Raw genomic sequence first — 21,749 nt, forward strand, 5'->3', positions numbered from 1 at the left:
ACGCCGATGAGCACGCATCAGCACGAAGAACACGAGCATCACCAGCATCACGATGGGCACGCTCACGGGCATTCGCACGGTCATGAGCACGGGCACGGCGGACATGGTCATCACCATCACGGCGCGCCGCAGGAAGGGCAGGGCCGCACGTTCGCGCTCGCGGTCGGTTTGAACGTGCTGATCGTGGTCGTGCAGGCCATCTACGGCTTTCTCGCACACTCGACCGCGCTGCTCGCCGACGCCGGCCACAATCTCTCCGACGTACTCGGCCTTCTGCTGGCGTGGGGCGCGGTGTGGCTCGGCACGCGCCAGCCGAATGCGCGCTATACCTTCGGCCTCGGCAGCTCGTCGATTCTGGCGTCGCTCGCCAACGCCGCGCTCTTGCTGTTCGCGTGCGGCGCGATCGTGCTCGAAGCGATCCAGCGTCTCATCAATCCGGCGCCCGTCGCGGGGTTCGACGTGTTCATCGTCGCGACGCTCGGCCTGATCGTGAACGGCTTTTCCGCGTGGCTCTTCATGCGCGGCAGCAAGGAAGATCTCAACGTGCGCGGCGCCTTCCTTCACATGGCCGCAGATGCCGCGATCTCCGCCGCCGTCGCCGTGAGCGGTCTCATCATCATGTTCACGGGCGCGAGCTGGCTCGATCCGCTGATGAGCCTCGTCGTCGTCTCGGTGATCGTCTACGGCACCTGGGGCCTCGGGCGCGACGCGATGCGCCTCGCGATGGCCGCCGTGCCGCCTTCGGTCGACCTGTCGCGAATCGAGCGGTATCTGACGCAGCTTCCCGGCGTGCGCGACGTACACGATCTGCACGTCTGGGCGCTTTCGACGACCGAAAACGCGCTCACCGTGCATCTCGTGATGCCGCAAGGCCATCCCGGCGATGCATTCGTGCAGGACGTCGTCACGACATTGCGCAGCGGATATTCGATGCATCACGCGACCGTGCAGGTGGAATTCGGCGAGGCGTGCCACGCTTGCGTGCTCAGCGAGCGAGGCCGTGCTCACTGAGCGCGGAGGTTTCGCGGGCGTACACTAGGGTCTGTTCACCTATAAAAAACGGCCATGCGAACGCCCGAAATCGGGGGCGATGCAAGAAGCGCGGCGCGCCGTTTGGCCGCCCCATAAAGGGCCGCTTCAATATGTGAACGGACCCTCGACGTGACGCTTCAGGGAGGATCGACCGCATGTTCGCGCCAAAGCTGAATCCGAACGACAAGCTGGACGTGGCGCCCGTTCTGATCGTCGGCGCCGGTCCGACGGGCCTCGCCGCCGCGATGAGTCTCTCGCGCGCGCACATCCCGGTCCGGCTCGTGGACAAGGCGCGCGAGCCGTCGCCGTACTCACGCGCGATCGGCATTCAGGCGCGCACGCTCGAACTCTTCGAGCAGCATCGCGTCGTCAAGCCGTTTCTCGAACTCGGCCATCGCGCGCGCGTCGCGAATCTCTATTCGAACGGGCAGCGCCTCGCGCGCCTCGACTTCGATCCCTTGCAGACGCGCTATCCGTATCTGCTCTTTCTCGAACAATCGCAGACAGAACGCCTGCTCGCCGAGCATCTGGCGGGCTATCACGTCGCCATCGAGCGCGGCGTGGAGGTGGTCGACGTCTCGCAAGGCTCAGCGGGTTTGCAGGCGACGCTGCGCCATCCGAACGGGCGCGACGAACTGTTGCGGCCTTCGTTTCTGATCGCGGCGGACGGCGCGCACAGCTTCGTGCGGCACCGGCTCGGCATCGGCTTCGACGGCAAGACGTTCGATCAAACGTATCTGCTCGCCGATCTTCAGGCCGACTCCGACTGGCCCGACGACGAGTTCCACATCTTCGCTTCGGGCGAAGGCCTCGCCGCGCTCTTTCCGATGGGCGGCGACCGCGCGCGTCTGATCGCTGATCTCCCGGCTCCGGCCGCGAACGCGGTCGGCGCGGCTGGAGCAAAAGCCGGCCCGACGCTCGACGAATGCCGCGCGCTCGTCGAGCGTCGGGTGCATCACAAGATCGCGTTGTCGAACATGACGTGGTCGTCGTACTTCCATCTGAATAGCCGCATGGTCGACCGATTGCGCGTGGAGCGCGTGTTCCTTGCGGGAGATTCGGCGCACGTGCACAGTCCCGCGGGCGCGCAGGGCATGAACACCGGCATTCAGGAAGCCTTCAATCTCGGCTGGAAGATCGCGCGCATGCTCGCGGGCGGCGCGCCCGAGCGGCTGCTCGACAGCTATCACGCGGAGCGGCATCCGATCGAGCGCGACGTCTTGCGGCAATCGAGCATGCTCACGCAGATGGCCGGCGCCGAGCATGGCCCGATGAAGCTGATGCGCGAACACGTGATGCCCGCGCTCGCCGCGATCGGTCCGTTGCGCGACGCGATGCGGCGCACGGTGAGCGAGCTGTCGATCAACTATCGCAAGGGTCCGCTCACGCTGGAGCGCCTGCTCGACGGCGGTCCGCGCGCGGGCGAGCGTGCGCCCGATGCGCGCGTGCACGTCATCGACGGGCCGCTCGGGCGCTTGCCGGGCGTCGGCTGCCTCTACGATCTGCACGATCCCGGCTGCTTCTCGCTCTTTCTGCTCGTGAATCCGTCGGGCGAGGACGACATCGCGCTCGCGCCCGCGACCATCACCGTTGCACACGCGATGCGCGATCTCGATCTCGACGGCCTGGCGCGCTCGGTCGAAGCGATCCTGCCGAACGCGGTGCGCGTGTGGCGCATCACCGACACGCACGGCGACGGCGCGAATTCGCTCACCGACAACTACGGTCGCACGCGCCCCGCGTTCTATCTCGTGCGTCCCGATGGCTATATCGCCGCGCGCGGACGTGCGCCGTCGGACGTGCATGCGCTCTTGCGTCACTGCGAAACGTGGTTCGGCGCGCAGCAAACGAGCACGGAGCGGCAGCCGCAACGCGAATATCGCGAGGATTGAAAAAAGCCCTGCGGTGCAGGGCTTTCGTGGGTTGGCGAAGCGCGTTTCAGGCAGGCGCCGTCTTCGGCTGAAGGTCGGCTCTGTGCAGGTCGAGCGCCTCGCGCACGATCGGCTCCATCGCCGCGCTCGCCTCCGGGTCGTCGAGCGCGGCGAGAATCGCGAGCCGCATGCGTGGTTCCCAGAAGCGGCGGATATGATCCGCGACGCTATCGACGGCTTCGGCGCGGTCCGGCATCGAATCGAAAAATTCGCCGATGCGGTTCGCCATCTCGATCAGGTTATCGACGTCCATTCGTTATTTTCCTGAAGTGGCCGGCGCGACGTCGCGCATGTTCATCAGTTCGAGCTGCTGCGTGTTGAAGCGCGAGTAGTCCTTCTGCCATTGCGACGGCTGCTCGACCGGCATCACCTGCACCGCCGTCACCTTGTACTCCGGACAATTGGTCGCCCAGTCGGAGGAGTCCGTCGTGATGACGTTCGCGCCCGATTCGGGGAAATGGAACGTCGTATAGACGACGCCCGGCTGCATGCGCTCTGAGATCTTTGCGCGCAACACGGTTTGCCCCGCGCGCGACTCGATGCCGACCCAGTCGTCCATCTTGATGCCGCGATCTTCCGCGTCCACCGGATGAATCTCCAGGCGATCCTCGTCGTGCCATTGCGAGTTCTCGGTGCGCCGCGTCTGCGCGCCGACGTTGTACTGCGAGAGAATGCGCCCGGTCGTGAGCAGCAGCGGATACTTGCGCGTGACCTTCTCCGGCGTCGCGATGAACTTGGTGATGACGAAGCGTCCCTTGCCGCGCACGAATTCGTCGATGTGCATCGTCGGCGTGCCGTCCGGCGCGCGCTCGTTGCAGGGCCACTGAATGCTGCCAAGCTCGTCGATGCGCTCATACGAGACGCCGTGGAAGGTCGGCGTGAGACGCGCGATCTCGTCCATGATCTCGGACGGGTTCGCGTAGTTCATCTCGTAGCCGAGCGCGCGCGAGAGCTTGATCGTCACTTCCCAGTCGGAATAGCCCGCGAGCGGCGGCATCACCTTGCGCACGCGCGAGATGCGGCGCTCGGCGTTGGTGAAGGTGCCGTCTTTTTCGAGGAAGGTCGAACCGGGCAGCAGCACGTGCGCGTACTTCGCCGTCTCGTTGAGGAAGATGTCCTGCACGACGATGCATTCCATCGACGACAGCGCATCGGCCACGTGCTGCGTATTCGGGTCCGACTGGACGATGTCCTCGCCCTGACAGTAGAGGCCCATGAAGGTGCCGTGCATCGCGGCATCGAACATGTTCGGAATGCGCAGGCCCGGCTCCGGCTGGAGCTTCACGTCCCACGCTTCCTCGAAGAGCGAACGCACCGCCGCGTCGCCGATATGCCGATAGCCCGGCAGTTCATGCGGGAACGAGCCCATGTCGCACGAACCCTGCACATTGTTCTGGCCGCGCAGCGGATTCACGCCGACACCTTCGCGGCCGATATTGCCCGTCGCCATCGCGAGGTTGGCGATGCCCATGACCGCGGTCGAGCCTTGCGCGTGCTCGGTGACGCCGAGGCCATAGTAGATCGCGCCGTTGCCGCCCAGCGCGTACACGCGCGCGGCTTCGCGGACTTGGCCGGCCGGCACGCCGGTGACGCTTTCCATCGCTTCGGGCGAGTTTTCTTCCTTCGCGACGAAATCGCGCCATTGACCGAACGCGCGTTCTTCGCAGCGCTCGGCGATGAAGTCTTCCTTCAGCAGGCCTTCGGTGACGATCACGTGGGCGAGCGAATTAACCATCGCGACGTTCGTGCCCGGGCGCAATTGCAGGTGATACTGCGCCTTCACGTGCGGCGTATCGACGATATCGATGCGGCGCGGATCGATCACGATCAGCTTCGCGCCTTCGCGCACGCGGCGCTTCAGGCGCGAGCCGAAGACCGGATGACCGTCGGTCGGATTCGCGCCCATCACGACGATCACGTCCGAGTGCTCGACCGATGCGAACGTCTGCGTACCCGCCGATTCGCCGAGCGTCGTCTTGAGGCCGTAGCCCGTCGGCGAATGACAGACACGCGCGCACGTATCGACGTTGTTGTTGCCGAACGCCGCGCGCACGAGCTTTTGCACGAGGTACGTCTCTTCGTTCGTGCAACGCGACGACGTGATGCCGCCGATCGAATCGCGACCGTGCTTGTCCTGAATGCGGCGGAACTCGCTCGCCGCGTAGTCGATCGCTTCATCCCACGAAACTTCGCGCCACGGGTCGGTGATCTTCGCGCGGATCATCGGCTTCTTGATGCGGTCCTTGTGCGTCGCGTAGCCCCACGCGAAGCGGCCCTTCACGCACGCGTGGCCTTCGTTCGCCTGACCGTTCTTGTGCGGCGTCATGCGCACGACCGTGTTGCCCTTCATCTCGGCCTTGAGCGAGCAGCCGACGCCGCAATACGCGCACGTCGTGATGGCCGAATGTTCTGCCTGACCGAGCATGATCACGCTCTTTTCCTGCAGCGTCGCGGTCGGGCACGCGGCGACGCACGCGCCGCACGACACGCACTCCGATTCCATGAACGGCACGTTTTCGCTCGCCGCGACACGCGATTCGAAGCCGCGTCCGGCGATGGTCAATGCGAACGTGCCTTGCGTTTCCTCGCACGCGCGCACGCATCGGTTGCAGACGATGCACTTCGCCGGATCGTAGGTGAAGTACGGATTCGATTCGTCCTTCTTGTCCTTGAGATGGTTCGCGCCTTCGTAGCCGTAACGCACCTCGCGCAAGCCGACGACGCCCGCCATGTCCTGCAGTTCGCAATCGCCGTTGGCGGGGCAGGTGAGACAGTCGAGCGGATGATCGGAGATGTAAAGCTCCATCACGTTACGACGAAGCGATTGCAGCTTGTCGCTTTGCGTGCGCACTTTCATGCCCGCTTCGACGGGCGTCGTGCACGATGCCGGATAACCGCGCTTGCCTTCGATCTCGACGAGGCACAGGCGGCACGAACCCCACGGTTCGAGCGAATCGGTGGCGCAGAGCTTCGGCACGTTCACGCCGGCTTCGATGGCGGCGCGCATGACGGATGTGCCCGCGGGAACCGTCACGCTTTCGCCGTCGATTTCGAGCGTCACGTCGATATCGGCGTGACGCAGCGGTGTGCCGTAATCGGTTTCGTCGAGCGGATCGCGGCGCTGCACCGACGCCGCGCTCTTGCACGCGCAGTTTCCGGAGCCGCAGCCGTTCATGGTGTTGGACATTTTTGTCTCCTATGCCGCTTTCTGTGCGGGCGTGCGGGGCAGCCCGAAGTCCTCGGGGAAGTGATCGAGCGCGGACATCACCGGGAACGGCGTCATGCCGCCCATCGCGCAAAGCGAGCCGGACACCATCGTGTCGCACAACTCGCGCAACAGCGTGATCTGCTTCACCGACGTATCGCCCTCGCGGATCTTCGCGATGACTTCCTCGCCGCGCGTCGAGCCGATTCGGCACGGCGTGCACTTGCCGCACGATTCGAGCGAGCAGAAGTGCATCGCGTATTGCGCGAGTTCGGCGAGATTCGACGTGTCGTCGTGAACGACGAGCCCGCCGTGGCCGACGACCGCGCCGACCTTCGCGTATTCCTCGTAGTCGAGCGGAATGTCCCACTGGCTTTCCGGCAGATACGTGCCGAGCGGGCCGCCCACTTGCACCGCGCGCGCGGGGCGTCCGGTCGCGGTGCCGTCGCCGTAGGTGTAGATCAGTTCGCGCAGCGTCACGCCGAACGCAAGCTCGACGAGTCCGCCTTGCTTCACGTTGCCCGCGATCTGGAAGGGCAGCGTGCCGCGCGAACGGCCCATGCCGAAGTCGCGATAGAAGGCCGCGCCCTTCGCGAAGATGATCGGCACCGTCGCGAGCGTAATGACGTTGTTGATGACAGTAGGCTTCCCGTACAAACCGGTCAGCGCCGGCACAGGCGGCTTCGCGCGCACGATGCCGCGTTTGCCTTCGAGCGATTCGAGCAGCGCGGTTTCCTCGCCGCATACATACGCGCCCGCGCCCTTCGCGACGTACAACTCGAACGCATGCGACGTGCCGAGCACGCTCGCGCCGAGCCAGCCCGCGTCGCGCGCGCGATCGATCGCGCGGTTCAGCGTATCGATCGAATGCGGATACTCGCTGCGCACGTAGATGTAGCCCTGGGTCGCGGCCGCCGCCACGCCCGCGATGATCATGCCTTCGATCAGCATGTACGGATCGCTTTCCATCACGAGGCGGTCCGAGAACGTGCCGGAGTCGCCTTCGTCTGCATTGCAGACGATGTACTTCTGGTCCGCCAGCGCGCCGCGCACCGTCTTCCATTTGATGCCGGCGGGGAACGCCGCGCCGCCACGCCCGCGCAGGCCGGAATCGAGCAGCGCCTGACAGACGGCGTCGCCGTTCATGTCGAGCACGTTGCGCAGGCCTTCGAGTCCGCCGAGCGCGATGTAATCGTCGATGGACAGCGGGTCCGTGATGCCGATGCGCGCGAACGTCAGACGCTGCTGATTCTTGAGATACGGAATCTCATCGACGACGCCGACGTTCTTCTCATGCGCGCGGCCTTCGTGGAAGCCCGCATCGAAGAGCGAAGCGACGTCGTCCGCTTCGACGTTCGAATAACCGATGCGTCCGGCCGGCGTTTCTACTTCGACGAGCGGTTCGAGATAGAAGAGGCCGCGCGAACCGTTGCGCACCAGTTGCACGTCGAGGCCGCGCTTTTGCGCCTCGCTCACGACGGCTTCGGCGACGGCTTGCGCGCCCAGCGAGAGCGCGGCGGAATCGATCGGTACGTAAATGCGCGTCATGCCGTCACCTCCGCGACTTTCGTTTGCGCGGCGGCAAAAAGGCGATCGAACTTTGCGGGGGTCACGCGCGCGTGCAATTCGCCGTTCAACATCATCGACGGCGAGAGCGCGCATTGACCGAGGCAGAACACGGATTCGAGCTCGGTGTCCTCGGCATGACCGCTGTCGAAGCGGCATCCCGTATGCCCTTCGATGTGATCCTTCAACGCTTCCGTGCCCATGCTGCGGCACGCTTCCGCGCGGCAGAGCTGCACGGTCACGCGCGCGGGCGGAGCAGAGCGGAAGTGGTGGTAATAAGTGATCACGCCATGAACTTCGGCGCGCGAAAGCGACAGCGTCTGTGCGAGCGGTGCGATGGCCGTCTCCGGCACATAGCCGACTTCGTCCTGGATGGCGTGAAGAATGGTCATCAACGTCGCGCCTTGTACCGCGTGGCGACGCACGATCTCAGCGGATGCAGCGGCAGATAGCTGCGCATGTGTCATGGGGCTCCTCCATCACTCGGCATATGTTTTGTCGGTACATATTTGGATAGATATAATTGCGGGTGCCGAGCCGGTAAAAGAACAATAGGCGTCGTGATATATCTTGGCAATAGGATGGGGGAGTGCATATGGTGGACGTCGAATGCCGGGCCGAGCTGATCCTGCGGGACGCCGATGGCCGGGAAACCAATCTCAGCGCGGTTGTGCCGCTTCTGCAACTCGTCGCACAAACGGGCAGCATCGCGAATGCCGCGAGCGCTAAGGGTTTGTCCTATCGGCACGCGTGGGGTTTGTTGCGCGAAATCGAGGCGCGTCTGGGCGGCGCGCTCATCACCAAATCGCGCGGGCGCGGCTCGGTATTGTCCGAACTGGGCGAGTCGGTGTTGCGTGCGCAACGCGTGTGCGGCGAGCGCCTCGAAGCGCCCTTGCAGGCGGTGGCGAGCGACGTCGCCGCCGAACTGAACCGGCGTCTCGCGGGCGGCGTCAGCCAGGTGCGCATTCACGCGTCGCACGGTTATGCGGTCGCGGCACTCGTGCGCGCGCTGGGCGATCAGCGCGTGCCGGTCGAGATCAAGTATCGCGAGAGCGCCGAAGCAGTGAGTGCGCTCGCGCGCGGTGAGTGCGAACTGGCGGGCTTCCATTTGCCGGTCGGCGAATTCCGTTCTACCTGTGCCGACATCTATCGGCCGTTTCTGGACCGGAACAAGCATCAGCTCATCCGGCTCACGCGCCGCACTCAAGGCCTGTTCCTGCCGAAGGGCAATCCGAAGCGTATCTCAGGCTTGCGCGATCTCGCGCGTAGCGACGTGCGCTTCGTCAATCGGCAGCCGGGTTCGGGCACGCGCATGCTGCTCGATTTGTCGTTGCGGCGCGTGGGCGTCGATCCGGACCAGATCAACGGCTACGCGACCACCGAGCTCACACATTCGGCGATCGCCGCGTTCGTCGCAAGCGGCATGGCGGATCTCGGCTTTGGCGTGCAGCCCGCCGCTCATCATTTCGCGCTCGATTTCATACCGATCATCGACGAGGATTATTTCTTCGCGTGCGAGCGCGCGCGGCTCGACGAGGCGCGGCTTGCGTCCGTGTTGCGCATCTTGCGCAGCGAGGGCTTCAACGACAGCGTCGCTCATCTGGAAGGCTATGATCCGGCGCACTGCGGTTCTCTCGTCGATGTCGACGAAGGCTTGCGCGGCTGAAGTGAGCGCGTGCGAAAAAGCGGAAACACGCCGTAAGAGGGCGGGCGCGCGTAAAGCTGCCAGCGACGGCGAATTGGGTTAACCTAACGGTTCGCTGTCGACTTTACTGCCCCAGGCGCGATCTTCTCGCGCAACCTATTGCCATGAAACTCTCGTTGCTCGCTTGTTCCTCCGCCGCGCTCGTCGCTGGCGCGATCTATCTGGTTCCTGTCGCCTTCGCCCAGAATTCACCGGGTGTGCCGGGCGGCGTGCTGCAGGACCAATTCCGTTTGAACCAGCATCCGCAGATGCAGTTCGCCGCGTCCGCGCCGTCGGCCAAATTCCAAAATGGCGACAAATCGAGCATGCGTCGCCGTGGCGACAACGGCGATCCCAATGGCTGCAATCTGAAGTGTCCGCAGAACGGTTCGAACTAAGCGGAGTCGGAGCGCCGATGTCGCTTGGGAAAGCCACTCGGAGCGGGACCGTCGCTGTTCCAAGCTGCGGATCCGTTGATCGTTGATATAAAGCAGCAGTATTAGGACCGCTCTGATACGAACGCAGCGCATAGGCGCCTATTCTCTCGAATGTAGCGAAGGTGGTCTCTGTCCTCCCTATGTCTCTCAAGGATATTTGCCCCGCTTCGCGCGGGGCTTTTTTTCGCCTGTTTTTCGCCTGTCGAATGGCCAAAGAAAACCCGCGATGCTTGCGCGATCGCGGGTTTTGCGGGGGTGTTTTTGGTGGAGGCGGCGGGAATCGAACCCGCGTCCAGAAGCGCTCTACGAACAGTTCTACATACTTAGTTCTGTCTTTTGATTTAACCGGAACGACGCGGACGAACACGCTTCGTTACAGCGATTCACTAATTTTTCGACCACGGCGTCGTGACGCCACCGAGGCTTAACTGACGTATATGACCTCTCGCGGTATTGCTACCCTAGCCCGTCAGTGAACTAGCGAGAGGACGGCGGCCCTTAGGCTGCCAGTGCGAACGTTTCGTCGTTTGCAGTTACGATTTTCCCATTGATTAACGAGGTGACGGGTCCTCGGTATGCCCTGACCGCTTCACAACCCCTGTCGAAACCAGGTCGCCCCCAAAACGGAACTGGAATTATCCCACGAAAATCCATATGAGGCGAACGGCGCGATATTCAAGGCGCCGTTTCGCCCCGCGACTCACGCGATGTCGCGCAACAACTGCTGCAGTTCGTCCGGCGAATCGACGACATGATTCGCGTGCCAGCGGCGCGGCGGAATGTCGTCGCCGCAGTAGCCGTAGGCGGCCGCCACGGTGATCATGCCCGCCGCGAAGCCGGCTTGCACGTCGCGCAGATCGTCGCCGACATAGACAATGCGCTCCGGTGCGACATCCAGCAACTCGGCCGCGTGCAGGAGCGGCGCGGGGTGCGGTTTCGAGTGCGGCGTCGTGTCGCCGCAGACGAGGCACCCGGCGCGCGTGTCGAGCCCCAGCAGGCCGACCAGCGGCGCGGCGAACCGCGTCACCTTGTTGGTGACGATGCCCCAGCGCACGCCGCGCGCATCGAGCTGATCGAGTATCTCGGCGATTCCCGGAAAGAGCGTCGTCTCGATGCACAGATCGGCTTCGTAATTGGCGAGGAATTCATCCCGCATCGACGCGAAGTCGTGATGCTCGGGCCCGATCTCGAACGCGCCGCCGAGCAGACCGCGCGCACCCGCCGACGCGTACGGCCGCAGCGTTTCGAGCGGACGCATTTCGAGGCCGCGGTCATGCCGCATCTTGTTCACCGCGGCGACGAGGTCGGGCGCGGTATCCGCGATCGTGCCGTCGAGGTCGAACAGCACCGCCTGACACAGCCCGAGGCCGTCGCCTTCGGCGAGGCGCTGGGGCAGGGGATTCGTGTCTTCCGGAAGGGGCTTGGTATCGATGGTGCCCGTGGACAAGGGATCGTCGTTGGTCATGGTGTCAGGCTTCGCGGCGGCAAGCCATCATGTAGTTGATGCTCGTGTCGTTCGAGAGGCCGAAGTGCCGGGAAATCGGCCGATACGTGATGCCTTTGATGTCGACGGGCAAAAGCGAGGCGGCGCGCGCGAACGTGGCGAGTTCCGACGGCTTGATGAAGCGCGCGTAATCGTGCGTGCCGCGCGGCAGCATGCGCGCGATGTATTCCGCGCCGATGACGGCGAACAAATACGCCTTCGCGTTGCGATTCAAGGTGGAGAAGAACACCCAGCCGCCCGGCTTGACGAGCGCGGCGCATGCGGCGACAGTGCCCGCGGGGTTCGGCACGTGTTCGAGCATTTCCATGCAGGTGACGACATCGTAGGAAGCCGGTTCGCGCGCAGCGAGCGCTTCCGCCGAAATTTCCTCATACGCGACCTCGACACCACTTTCGAGACTGTGCAGATCGGCGACGCCGAGCGCGCTCGACGACAGATCGACGCCCTTGACGTTCGCGCCCCGCACGGCCATCGACTCGGACAAAATGCCGCCGCCGCAGCCGATATCGAGAACACGCTTGCTCATCAAATGCGCGTGCGCGTCGATCCAGTCGAGCCGGACCGGGTTCAGTTCATGCAGCGGTTTGAACTCGGCGTTCGGATCCCACCAGCGATGCGCGAGCTCGCTGAATTTCTGCAGTTCGTGAGGATCGGCGTTGATCATGTTCGGAATTGCCTTGTTTGAGTCGTGAATCAATTAGAACCGAGTATATAGGCGTCGCAATGGGCGGGCAAAAAGCGTCATGGATGAAGCCTACCTGAACCGACGGCTCATTAAACGAATGCCGCAAACGCTTCGGACATAAAAAAACCCCCGCCGAGGCGGGGGTTTGATCTGCGGCAATGCAACTCGATATTACTGCTGCGGTTGACGCGTCGTGCCGACAACTTCGACTTCCACGCGACGATCCGGTGCGAGGCAGGCGATAAGTTGCTTGTGGTTCTTCTGTTGGCAGGTACCCTTCGTGACCGGGTCGCGCTTGCCCTTGCCTTCCGTATAGATACGGTTGGCTTCGATGCCCTTGCTGACCAGGTAAGCCTTCACAGCTTGCGCACGGCGCAGCGACAGACGATCGTTGTACTTGTCCGAACCGATGCGGTCGGTGTAACCCGTGGCAACCACGACTTCGAGGTTCAGCGCGCCGATCTTCGATGCGAGATCGTCCAGCTTTTCCTTACCAGCCGGCTTCAGGACTGCCTTGTCGAAGTCGAACAGAGCGTCAGCTTGATAGGTAACCTTCTGGCTCTGGATGACCGGCGGCGGCGTGACTTGTGCCGGCGGCGTCGGTGCTTGCGCGACCAGCGCGCCATCGCACTTCGCGTTTGCCGTAGCCGGCGTCCAGAACGCGTCGCGCCAGCACAGTTCGTTCGTGCCGTTCATCCACACATACTCGCCCGTACCGTTCACCCAGTTATCATTCACGGCTTGTCGCGAGGCCGGCACGGACTGTGCCGAGGCCGATGCAGCCATAACTGCGGTAGCTGCAATGAACGCGAGCTTTGAAAGTTTATTCATATTTCTCCTCTCGAAATTGAGATTACCGCAGGTTTACTGCGAGCCTGTAGACGAAGACAAGTCATACATTGCTCGAAGTATAACATTCCCTACGGAACAAAACGCGCTGTATAGACTTCGAGCAGTGTCTAAGTTTGTGCGTTGGCATTTTGCCATATCGTTCCCTTGCAACGATAAAAATATCCCCGCACGCTGTACGCCCGCAACCTTATGTGGTGCATGCGCAACAAGAAGGGGACAGGAAACACTCAAGGCTCGAGAAGGCGCAAAACGTGCGCACTTTACGTGCCCGAATGCGATTTCCTGCGTGTTTTCATCGCGGGTACTCATTCGACTGGCAAAACATCGAGGCGGCATGATAGCCCGGCCGCGTGTCGAATTGACGGAAGACGTTCCCCAGTTTTTGTAAGTAATTGGTACAGCGTTGCGCATTGCGAAGTCCGCACGCATATTCCGGTTGGATTGTCCGAAACACACTGTATGTATACGGCAGTCGGGCGGGCGCGAATCTCGTGCATGGTAGAATCCTTTGATGCGCTGCGTTCGCACGCATAAAAAAGCATGCGCTGCATTTGCGGCGCGCAGTGTACGTCGGCTACGCGCCACGGCGGCCCATGTCGCGCGGCTGGCGGGCGAGTCTCGCGAAATCGTCGCGCGCGTTGCCGTGTCGCCGCTGCAAAGTTCAAGACACGGATAATGGATCAATTCGCCAAAGAGACTCTGCCAATCTCCCTTGAGGAGGAAATGCGCCGTTCGTATCTCGATTACGCGATGAGCGTGATCGTCGGGCGCGCGCTTCCCGATGTCCGCGATGGCTTGAAGCCGGTGCATCGTCGGGCGCTCTACTCGATGCACGAGCTGAACAACGACTGGAACCGCGCGTACAAGAAGTCGGCGCGTATCGTCGGCGACGTCATCGGTAAATACCATCCTCACGGCGACGCGTCCGTCTACGAGACGATCGTTCGCATGGCGCAGCCGTTCTCGCTGCGCTACATGCTGGTCGATGGCCAGGGCAACTTCGGTTCGGTCGACGGCGACAACGCCGCGGCAATGCGCTACACCGAAATCCGCATGGCGAAGATCGGCCACGAACTGCTGGCCGACATCGACAAGGAAACCGTCGACTTCGGTCCGAACTACGACGGCAGCGAAAACGAGCCGCTCGTTCTCCCGGCGCGCATTCCGAATCTGCTGATCAACGGTTCGGCCGGCATCGCGGTCGGCATGGCGACCAACATTCCGCCGCACAACCTGCGCGAAATCGTCGACGCCTGCCTGCATTTGCTGAATACGCCCGAGGCCTCGATCGACGAACTCATCGAGATCGTGCCGGCGCCCGATTTCCCGACCGCCGGCATCATCTACGGCGTGGCGGGCGTGCGCGACGGGTATCGCACGGGACGCGGGCGCGTCGTGATGCGCGCGACCACGCACTTCGAAGAGATCGACCGCGGTCAGCGCATGGCGATCATCGTCGACGAGATTCCGTATCAGGTGAACAAGCGCACGTTGCTTGAGCGCATCGCCGAACTCGTCAACGAGAAGAAGATCGAAGGCATCTCCGACATTCGCGACGAGTCCGACAAGTCGGGCATGCGCGTCGTGATCGAGCTGAAGCGCGGGGAAGTGCCCGAAGTCATTCTGAACAACCTGTACAAGCAGACGCAGTTGCAGGACACGTTCGGCATGAACCTGGTCGCGCTCGTCGACGGCCAGCCGAAGCTGCTGAACCTGAAGGAAATGCTCGAATGCTTCCTGTCGCATCGACGGGAAGTGCTGACGCGGCGCACTGTATACGAACTGCGCAAGGCGCGCGATCGCGGGCACGTGCTCGAAGGTCTCGCCGTTGCGCTTGCGAACATCGACGAATTCATCGCGATCATCAAGGCCGCGCCGACGCCGCCGATCGCGAAGCAGGAATTGATGGCGCGTCCGTGGGACTCGTCGCTCGTGCGCGAAATGCTCACGCGCACCGAGTCCGAGGCTTCGGGCGGCCGCGCGGCATATCGTCCGGAAGGGCTGAATCCGGCTTACGGTCTGCAGGAAGACGGCCTCTACAGATTGTCGGACGTCCAGGCGCAGGAAATTCTGCAGATGCGTCTGCAACGCCTGACCGGTCTGGAGCAGGACAAGATCGTCGGCGAGTATCGCGAAGTGATGGCGCAAATCGCCGACCTGCTCGACATCCTCGCGCGGCCGGAGCGAATTCGCCAGATCATCGTCGACGAACTGGGCCAGATCCGCACCGAGTTCGGCGACGACCGTCGTTCGCGCATTGAAATGAACGCGACGGAGCTCAACACCGAAGACCTGATCACGCCGACGGACATGGTCGTTACCATGTCGCATACCGGTTACGTGAAGTCGCAGCCGCTTTCCGAATACCGCGCGCAAAAGCGCGGCGGACGCGGCAAGCAGGCGACGCAGATGAAGGAAGACGACTGGATCGACACGCTGTTCATCGCGAACACGCACGATCACATGCTGTGCTTCTCGAACCGCGGCCGCGTGTACTGGATCAAGGTGTATGAAGTGCCGCAGGGCTCGCGCAACTCGCGCGGCCGTCCGATCGTCAACATGTTCCCGCTGCAGGACGGCGAGAAGATCAACGTCGTTCTGCCGATCAAGGAATTCTCGGCCGACAAGTACGTATTCATGACGACCGCGCTCGGCACCGTCAAGAAAACGCCGCTCGAAGCGTTCAGCCGTCCGATGAAGAAGGGCATCATCGCCGTCGGTCTCGATGAGGGCGATTACCTCATCGGCGCGGCGATCACCGATGGCGAACACGACGTCATGCTGTTCTCCGACTCGGGCAAGGCCGTGCGTTTCGACGAGAACGACGTGCGCGCGATGGGCCGCGAGGCGCGCGGCGTGCGCGGCATGCAGCTCGAAGACGGCCAGCACGTCATCGCGATGCTGGTCGCCGGCGGCGAGAATCAGTCGGTGCTGACAGCTACCGAGAACGGCTACGGCAAGCGCACGCCGATCAACGAGTACACGCGTCACGGTCGCGGCACGAAGGGCATGATTGCGATCCAGACGTCGGAACGCAACGGCCGGGTCGTCGCCGCGACGCTCGTCGAGCCCGAGAGCGAGATCATGCTGATCACGACGGCGGGCGTGCTCATTCGCACGCGCGTCTCGGAGATCCGCGAAATGGGCCGTGCAACCCAAGGTGTTACACTCATCAGCCTTGACGAGGGAACGAAGTTGTCGGGACTGCAGCATATCGCCGAGGCGGAAGCCGAGGCCGAACTCGAAGCGGAAGCCGGTTCGGAAGACGCTGCGGCCAGCCCTGACGACGCGGAAAATGATGAAGGCGGGGAAAGCGCCTGATATTTTTTGTGTCGCGGGCCTCTTGTTATCGCTTTTGAAAGCTCGGATTAGTTAAGCTGCGCGACGTGAGCTGGTTGTCGGCGTCGGAAAGACACGCAAAGCTCGTCGCCAGTGCTGAACTGGATATTTTTTACAGGGAGTAATGATGCAAGGACGTTTCAAGCAGTGGATGTTGCTGGCCGCTTTCGTGCCGACCTTCGCGATGGCTCAGTCGCTTCAGAACCAGGCGCCCGCGCAGACGGCCGCACCGGCAGCCGCAGCAGCACCGGTTGACCCGGCCAAGCAAGCCGCGATCAAAGAGCTGCTCGACGCGATCGACGCGCAGAAGCTGGTCGGTGCGATCGGTAACAGCGCGCAGATGCAATCGAAGCAACTCGTGCCGGCGATCCTCTCGGACGCGCTGTCCGAGAACAAGACGATGAACGACAAGCAGAAGCAAGCCGCCGTTCCGTCGCTGCAGAAGAACGCAGTGCCGAAGCTGGTCGATTCCGCTGGTCAGGTTTTCGCGACCGACGCATTTCGCAAGGACGCGATGCAGGCTCAGTACGAAGCGTATGCGAAGTACTACTCGACGGACGAGATCAAGGATCTGACCAACTTCTACAAGAGCCCGACCGGCCGCAAGTTCATCCAGGTTCAAGACCAGGTTGGCCGCGACGTCGTGAACGGCCTGATGCAGAAGTACATGCCGCAAGCCATCAAGGCGACGCGCACGCAAGCCGATCAGGAAGTGGCGAGCGTCAAGCCGAGCGCCAAGTAAGCTCGGCGACCTCGACCTGACGAAAATCCGCCGGCGGGGCTCACCGCCCCGCGCATTGGCGGGTTTTCCGGACAGTGCGATAATGGCTGTTTGCGCGCGAGCGCAAGCAGCCATTTCTTTTTCGGGCGTGAGAACGTGGTCTTCGTTGCATTTGCCGTGCAATTCGCGCCTGCCGAATCGGATTTCCGGGATCTCCAGATGCGCGTGTTCAATTTCTCCGCCGGCCCAGCCGCCATGCCAGAAGAAGTCCTGAGGCAAGCGGCTGATGAGATGCTCGACTGGCAAGGCAGCGGCATGAGCGTGATGGAAATGAGTCATCGCGGCGCGGAGTTCATGTCGATCCACGAGGCGGCGCTCACCGATCTGCGCGACCTGTTGAACGTGCCCGCGTCGCATCGCATCCTGTTTCTGCAGGGCGGCGGCATCGGCGAAAATGCGATCGTGCCCATGAACCTGCTCGGCAACAGGCAGACGGCCGACTTCGTCGTGACCGGTTCGTGGTCGACGAAATCGTTCAAGGAAGCGCAGAAGTACGGCACGCCGCATCTCGCGGCGAGCGGCAAGACCGAAGCAGGCTTTACGCGCGTGCCGGGCTTCAACGAGTGGAAGCTCTCGGACGACCCGGCTTACGTGCATCTGTGCTCGAACGAGACCATCGACGGCGTCGAAGCCTTCGAGATTCCCGATCTCGGCGATATCCCGCTCGTTGCCGACGCCTCCTCGCACATCCTGTCGCGCCCGATGGACATCGCCAAGTACGGCGTGCTCTTCGGCGGCGCGCAGAAGAACATCGGCATGGCGGGCGTGACCGTCGTGATCGTGCGCGAGGACCTGCTCGACCGCGCGCTGTCCATTTGTCCTTCGGCGTTCGAATGGAAGATCGTCGCCGAGAACAATTCGATGTACAACACGCCGCCCACCTACGCGATCTACATCGCCGGTCTCGTCTTCAAGTGGCTGAAGAAGCAGGGCGGCCTCGCGGCGATCGAGGCGCGCAACGTCGAGAAGGCCACGCTGCTCTACGACACCATCGATTCCAGCGATTTCTACGTCAACAAGGTCGAGCGCCAGAACCGTTCGCGCATGAACGTGCCGTTCTTTCTCGCCGACGAATCGCGCAACACCGATTTCCTGGTCGGCGCGAAAGCGCGCGGGCTGTTGCAACTGAAGGGCCACAAGTCCGTCGGCGGCATGCGGGCATCGATCTACAACGCGGTGCCGATCGAGGGAGTCAAAACTCTCGTCGATTACATGAAGGAATTCGAGCGCACAGGCGCTTAACAGCGACCACGCTCACTCAATCGCATAAGCTCAAGCACCGCATGGACGACGATCTCAATTCAAGACTCAAACCGCTGCGTGAGCGCATCGATGCGCTCGACGCGCAACTCATCGCGCTGCTGAATCAGCGTGCTTCCGTCGCGCTGGAAGTCGGCGAGGTGAAGAAGCATTTCAATGCGCCCGTGTTTCGTCCGGAGCGCGAGATGCAGGTCATCGCGCGTCTGCAGGAAATGAGCGACGGGCCGCTCGCCGATGAACACATCGCTTCGATCTGGCGCGAGATCATGGCCGCGAGCCGCGCGCTCGAACAGACGATCAGCGCTGCATTCCTCGGGCCGGTCGGCACGTATAGCGAACAGGCGATGTTCGAATACTTCGGGCATTCGATTCACGGCGTGCCGTGCCCGTCGATCGACGAAGTGTTCCGCGCCGTCGAGGCGGGCGCGGCGCAGTACGGCGTCGTGCCGGTCGAGAATTCGGCGGAAGGCGCGGTGTCGCGCACGCTGGATTTGCTGCTGCAGACATCGCTTTCGATCGGCGGCGAACTCGCGTTGCCGATTCATCACAATCTGCTGACCGCGTCCGGCGCGCTCGACGGCGTGAAGCGCGTGTGCGCGCATCCGCAAGCGCTCGCGCAGTGTCAGCGCTGGCTCTCGGCGAACGCGCCGCATCTGGAGCGCCACGCCGTGTCGAGCAATGCGGAAGCCGCGCGCATGGCGCTCGAAGATCCGACGGTCGCGGCCATTGCCGGCGATCGCGCCGCGACGCACTACGGCCTGGGCGTCGTGTTCTCGATGATTCAGGACGATCCGCACAATCGCACGCGCTTCGTGATCGTCGGCAAGCAGCCGACGGATTCGAGCGGCCACGATCAGACCTCGCTCATCGTCACGGTGAAGAACGAGTCCGGCGCGGTCTTCAAGCTGCTGGAGCCGCTCGCGAAGCACGGCGTTTCGATGACGCGTTTCGAATCGCGTCCCGCGCGCTCGGGCGCGTGGGAGTATTACTTCTATATCGACATCGAAGGCCATCGCGACGATGCCGCGGTTGCCGCCGCGCTCGACGAACTCGGTCGCAAGTCCGCGTTCCTGAAGATCCTCGGTTCGTATCCGCGGGCGCGCTGATCTGGCTCATCGCCGCTGCGAGCGTTCGCGGCGGCTCGTTTCACCCTGCGTCGGACGACGCGCTTTTACCCATGTCCCGTGGCTGCGTTCTCTTTCAACAAACTGGTTATTTTCGGCGTCGGTCTGATCGGCGGCTCGCTCGCGCGCGCGTTGCGTGAGCGCGCGGGGCTGGCGGGCCGCGTCGTCGGCGTGGGGCGCTCCGCCGCATCGGTTGCGCGCGCGCTCGAACTCGGCGTGATCGATGAAGCCGCCGCGCTCGACGACGACGCCGCGCTGGCAAGCGCGCTCGAAGGCGCCGACGTGGTGCTGCTCGCCGCGCCGGTCGCGCAGACCGGGCCGCTGCTCGCGCGCATCGCGCCGTTGCTCGACGCGCGGACCATCGTCACCGACGCCGGCAGCACGAAAACCGATGTCGTCGAGGCGGCTAAGCGCGCGCTCGGTGCGCGTGTCGCGCAGTTCGTGCCGGGCCATCCGATCGCCGGGCGCGAGTCGAGCGGCGTCGACGCGGCGTTGCCCGATCTGTACGTCGAGCGCAACGTCGTGCTGTGTCCGCTGCCGGAAAACGCGGCCGGCGACGTGGAGCGCATCGCGGCGATGTGGCGCGAGACCGGCGCGTGCGTGCGTCAGATGAGCGAGGCGCAGCACGATCGCGTGTTCGCGTCGGTGAGCCATTTGCCGCACGTGCTGTCGTTCGCGCTCGTCGACCAGATTCTCGATACACCCGACGCCGATCTGAAATTTTCGTTTGCCGCGGGCGGGTTCCGCGATTTCACGCGTATCGCGGCTTCGAGCCCAGAAATGTGGCGCGATATCTGTCTCGCGAACCGCGCCGCGCTGCTCGCCGAACTCGACGACTACACCGCCGTGCTCGCGCGCTTTCGCGCGGCGATCGACGCCTCGGATGGCGCGGCGCTCGAAGCGGCGTTCGCGCGTTCGCGCGTCGCTCGAAAAGAATGGCAGGAACGCGGCGGCATCAAGCCCTCGAACGACATCGCCGCCAAGTAAGCCGCGAAACAAGGACACACTATGGAACATCTCGATCTCGGACCTTTCTCCCGCGCGGCTGGCACGGTGCGCTTGCCCGGCTCGAAGAGCATTTCGAACCGCGTGCTGTTGCTCGCGGCGCTTGCGAACGGTGAAACGTCGATCACGAATCTGCTCGATTCCGACGACACGCGCGTGATGCTCGCCGCGCTCAAAAATCTCGGCGTCGCCGTGCGCGAAGACGGCGAGCGTGTGATCGTCGGCGGGACGGGTGGTGCGTTTCCTTCGAAGTCGGCGGAACTGTTTCTCGGCAACGCGGGCACGGCGGTGCGTCCGCTGACCGCGGCGCTGGCCGTGAACGGCGGCGAATATCGCGTGCACGGCGTGCCGCGCATGCACGAGCGGCCGATCGGCGATCTCGTCGACGGGCTGCGTCAGATCGGCGCCGCGATCGATTACGAGCTGAACGATGGCTTTCCGCCGCTCAAGATCCACGCCGCGAAGATCGCCATCGACAAGCCGATTCGCGTGCGCGGCGACGTGTCGAGCCAGTTCCTCACCGCGCTTCTAATGAGCCTGCCGGTCGTCGAGGGCCGCGATGGTCCCGTTACGATCGAGATCGAAGGCGAACTGATCTCGAAGCCGTACATCGAAATCACGATTCGTTTGATGGCGCGCTTCGGCGTGACCGTCGAGCGCGATGGCTGGGCGCGCTTCACCATTGCCGCCGGCGTGAGCTACAAATCGCCGGGCGCGATCATGGTCGAAGGCGACGCGTCGTCGGCGTCGTATTTTCTGGCGGCGGGCGCGATCGGGCACGGACCGGTGCGCGTGGAAGGCGTCGGGCGTTCGAGCATCCAGGGCGACGTCGGTTTCGCCGATGCGCTGAACCGCATGGGCGCGAACGTGATGATGGGCGAGGACTGGATCGAGGTGCGCGGCGTCGAATCGGACGACGGCAAGCTCGCGCCCATCGACATGGATTTCAACCTGATTCCCGACGCCGCGATGACGATCGCCGTGGCCGCGCTCTTCGCGAGCGGCACGACGACGCTGCGCAACATCGCGAGCTGGCGCGTGAAGGAGACCGACCGCATCGCCGCGATGGCGACCGAATTGCGCAAGATCGGCGCGACGGTGGAAGAGGGTGCGGACTATCTCGTCGTCACGCCGCCGGCGCAACTCACGCCGAACGCCGCGATCGACACCTACGACGATCACCGCATGGCGATGTGCTTGTCGCTCGTGAGTCTCGGCGGCGTGCCGGTGCGCATCAACGACCCGAAATGCGTGAACAAGACCTTTCCGGACTACTTCGACCGCTTCTCGACGCTTGTCAAAGCGTAACGGGAGCGCTGTACCGTGAAACGCGATGACTTCCAC

The 21,749-nt window shown here is 63.3% G+C and carries 17 protein-coding genes and 1 other RNA gene; 10 read left to right on the forward strand and 8 right to left on the reverse strand.

Translation table 11 applies throughout. The features are described 5' to 3' along the window. The first annotated feature begins 6 nt into the window (after positions 1-6). Both AWB82_RS18915 and AWB82_RS18920 read left to right on the forward strand, forming a co-directional pair. Positions 7-1,011, forward strand: a complete 1,005-nt coding sequence (locus AWB82_RS18915; protein ID WP_086969865.1) for a cation diffusion facilitator family transporter — start codon at positions 7-9, stop codon at positions 1,009-1,011. Positions 1,012-1,187: 176 nt separating this feature from the next. After that, on the forward strand, positions 1,188-2,924 hold the full coding sequence (locus AWB82_RS18920; RefSeq protein WP_086969867.1) for an FAD-dependent monooxygenase: 1,737 nt from the start codon (positions 1,188-1,190) through the stop codon (positions 2,922-2,924). Between the two features lie 46 nt (positions 2,925-2,970). Here the strand turns inward: AWB82_RS18920 and AWB82_RS18925 are convergent, their stop codons facing one another. Genes AWB82_RS18925 through AWB82_RS18940 form a run of 4 tightly spaced genes read right to left on the reverse strand, consistent with a single transcriptional unit; the run spans position 2,971 to position 8,201 of the window. After that, positions 2,971-3,216 carry a formate dehydrogenase subunit delta gene (locus AWB82_RS18925; RefSeq protein ID WP_086969868.1) on the reverse strand — a complete coding sequence of 82 codons (246 nt, stop codon included), beginning with the start codon at positions 3,214-3,216 and terminating at the stop codon, positions 2,971-2,973. Between the two features lie 3 nt (positions 3,217-3,219). After that, complete coding sequence (gene fdhF / locus AWB82_RS18930) at positions 3,220-6,150, reverse strand: formate dehydrogenase subunit alpha (protein ID WP_086969870.1); 2,931 nt, start codon at positions 6,148-6,150, stop codon at positions 3,220-3,222. 9 nt (positions 6,151-6,159) lie between these two features. After that, positions 6,160-7,716 (reverse strand): formate dehydrogenase beta subunit, encoded by a 1,557-nt coding sequence (locus tag AWB82_RS18935; RefSeq protein ID WP_086969872.1) that lies wholly within the window; start codon positions 7,714-7,716, stop codon positions 6,160-6,162. Then, the gene (locus tag AWB82_RS18940; protein ID WP_086969873.1) at positions 7,713-8,201 is read right to left on the reverse strand and encodes an NAD(P)H-dependent oxidoreductase subunit E; all 489 of its coding nucleotides are present in this window, start codon (positions 8,199-8,201) and stop codon (positions 7,713-7,715) included. Before AWB82_RS18940 ends, AWB82_RS18935 begins: the two co-directional genes overlap by 4 nt. A 128-nt stretch (positions 8,202-8,329) precedes the next feature. Between AWB82_RS18940 and AWB82_RS18945 the strand changes: the two genes are divergently transcribed. Next, positions 8,330-9,400 carry a substrate-binding domain-containing protein gene (locus AWB82_RS18945; RefSeq protein WP_086969875.1) on the forward strand — a complete coding sequence of 357 codons (1,071 nt, stop codon included), beginning with the start codon at positions 8,330-8,332 and terminating at the stop codon, positions 9,398-9,400. 143 nt (positions 9,401-9,543) lie between these two features. Further along, positions 9,544-9,816, forward strand: coding sequence for a hypothetical protein (locus AWB82_RS18950; protein ID WP_086969876.1), 273 nt, complete (start codon positions 9,544-9,546; stop codon positions 9,814-9,816). Between the two features lie 301 nt (positions 9,817-10,117). On the opposite strand, the gene ssrA is transcribed toward AWB82_RS18950, so the two are convergent. From ssrA to ompA, 4 genes are all read right to left on the reverse strand, one after another. Then, positions 10,118-10,475, reverse strand: a transfer-messenger RNA (tmRNA) gene (gene ssrA, locus AWB82_RS18955). A gap of 80 nt (positions 10,476-10,555) precedes the next feature. Further along, positions 10,556-11,320 carry a phosphoglycolate phosphatase gene (gene gph, locus AWB82_RS18960; protein WP_235023349.1) on the reverse strand — a complete coding sequence of 255 codons (765 nt, stop codon included), beginning with the start codon at positions 11,318-11,320 and terminating at the stop codon, positions 10,556-10,558. Between the two features lie 4 nt (positions 11,321-11,324). Next, positions 11,325-12,023, reverse strand: coding sequence for a bifunctional 2-polyprenyl-6-hydroxyphenol methylase/3-demethylubiquinol 3-O-methyltransferase UbiG (ubiG, locus tag AWB82_RS18965; protein ID WP_086969879.1), 699 nt, complete (start codon positions 12,021-12,023; stop codon positions 11,325-11,327). A gap of 192 nt (positions 12,024-12,215) precedes the next feature. After that, on the reverse strand, positions 12,216-12,875 hold the full coding sequence (ompA, locus tag AWB82_RS18970) for an outer membrane protein OmpA (RefSeq protein WP_086969881.1): 660 nt from the start codon (positions 12,873-12,875) through the stop codon (positions 12,216-12,218). Positions 12,876-13,571: 696 nt separating this feature from the next. Between ompA and gyrA the strand changes: the two genes are divergently transcribed. From gyrA to aroA, 6 genes are all read left to right on the forward strand, one after another. Further along, positions 13,572-16,217, forward strand: a complete 2,646-nt coding sequence (gene gyrA / locus AWB82_RS18975; protein WP_086969883.1) for a DNA gyrase subunit A — start codon at positions 13,572-13,574, stop codon at positions 16,215-16,217. Between the two features lie 145 nt (positions 16,218-16,362). Continuing rightward, positions 16,363-16,977 (forward strand): DUF2059 domain-containing protein, encoded by a 615-nt coding sequence (locus AWB82_RS18980; RefSeq protein WP_086969937.1) that lies wholly within the window; start codon positions 16,363-16,365, stop codon positions 16,975-16,977. A 198-nt stretch (positions 16,978-17,175) separates the two neighbouring features. Further along, a complete protein-coding gene (gene serC / locus AWB82_RS18985; protein ID WP_086969939.1) occupies positions 17,176-18,258 on the forward strand; it encodes a 3-phosphoserine/phosphohydroxythreonine transaminase in 1,083 nt (360 codons plus the stop codon). A gap of 41 nt (positions 18,259-18,299) precedes the next feature. Beyond that, a complete protein-coding gene (gene pheA, locus AWB82_RS18990; RefSeq protein WP_086969885.1) occupies positions 18,300-19,382 on the forward strand; it encodes a prephenate dehydratase in 1,083 nt (360 codons plus the stop codon). Positions 19,383-19,460: 78 nt separating this feature from the next. Continuing rightward, entirely contained in the window at positions 19,461-20,387 is a 927-nt protein-coding gene (locus AWB82_RS18995; protein WP_096031441.1) for a prephenate dehydrogenase, read from the forward strand. A gap of 21 nt (positions 20,388-20,408) precedes the next feature. Then, positions 20,409-21,713 carry a 3-phosphoshikimate 1-carboxyvinyltransferase gene (aroA, locus tag AWB82_RS19000; RefSeq protein ID WP_086969889.1) on the forward strand — a complete coding sequence of 435 codons (1,305 nt, stop codon included), beginning with the start codon at positions 20,409-20,411 and terminating at the stop codon, positions 21,711-21,713. The last annotated feature ends 36 nt before the right edge of the window (positions 21,714-21,749 follow it).

The organism is Caballeronia glebae (genome assembly GCF_001545035.1).
Classification (GTDB): Bacteria; Pseudomonadota; Gammaproteobacteria; order Burkholderiales; family Burkholderiaceae; genus Caballeronia; species Caballeronia glebae.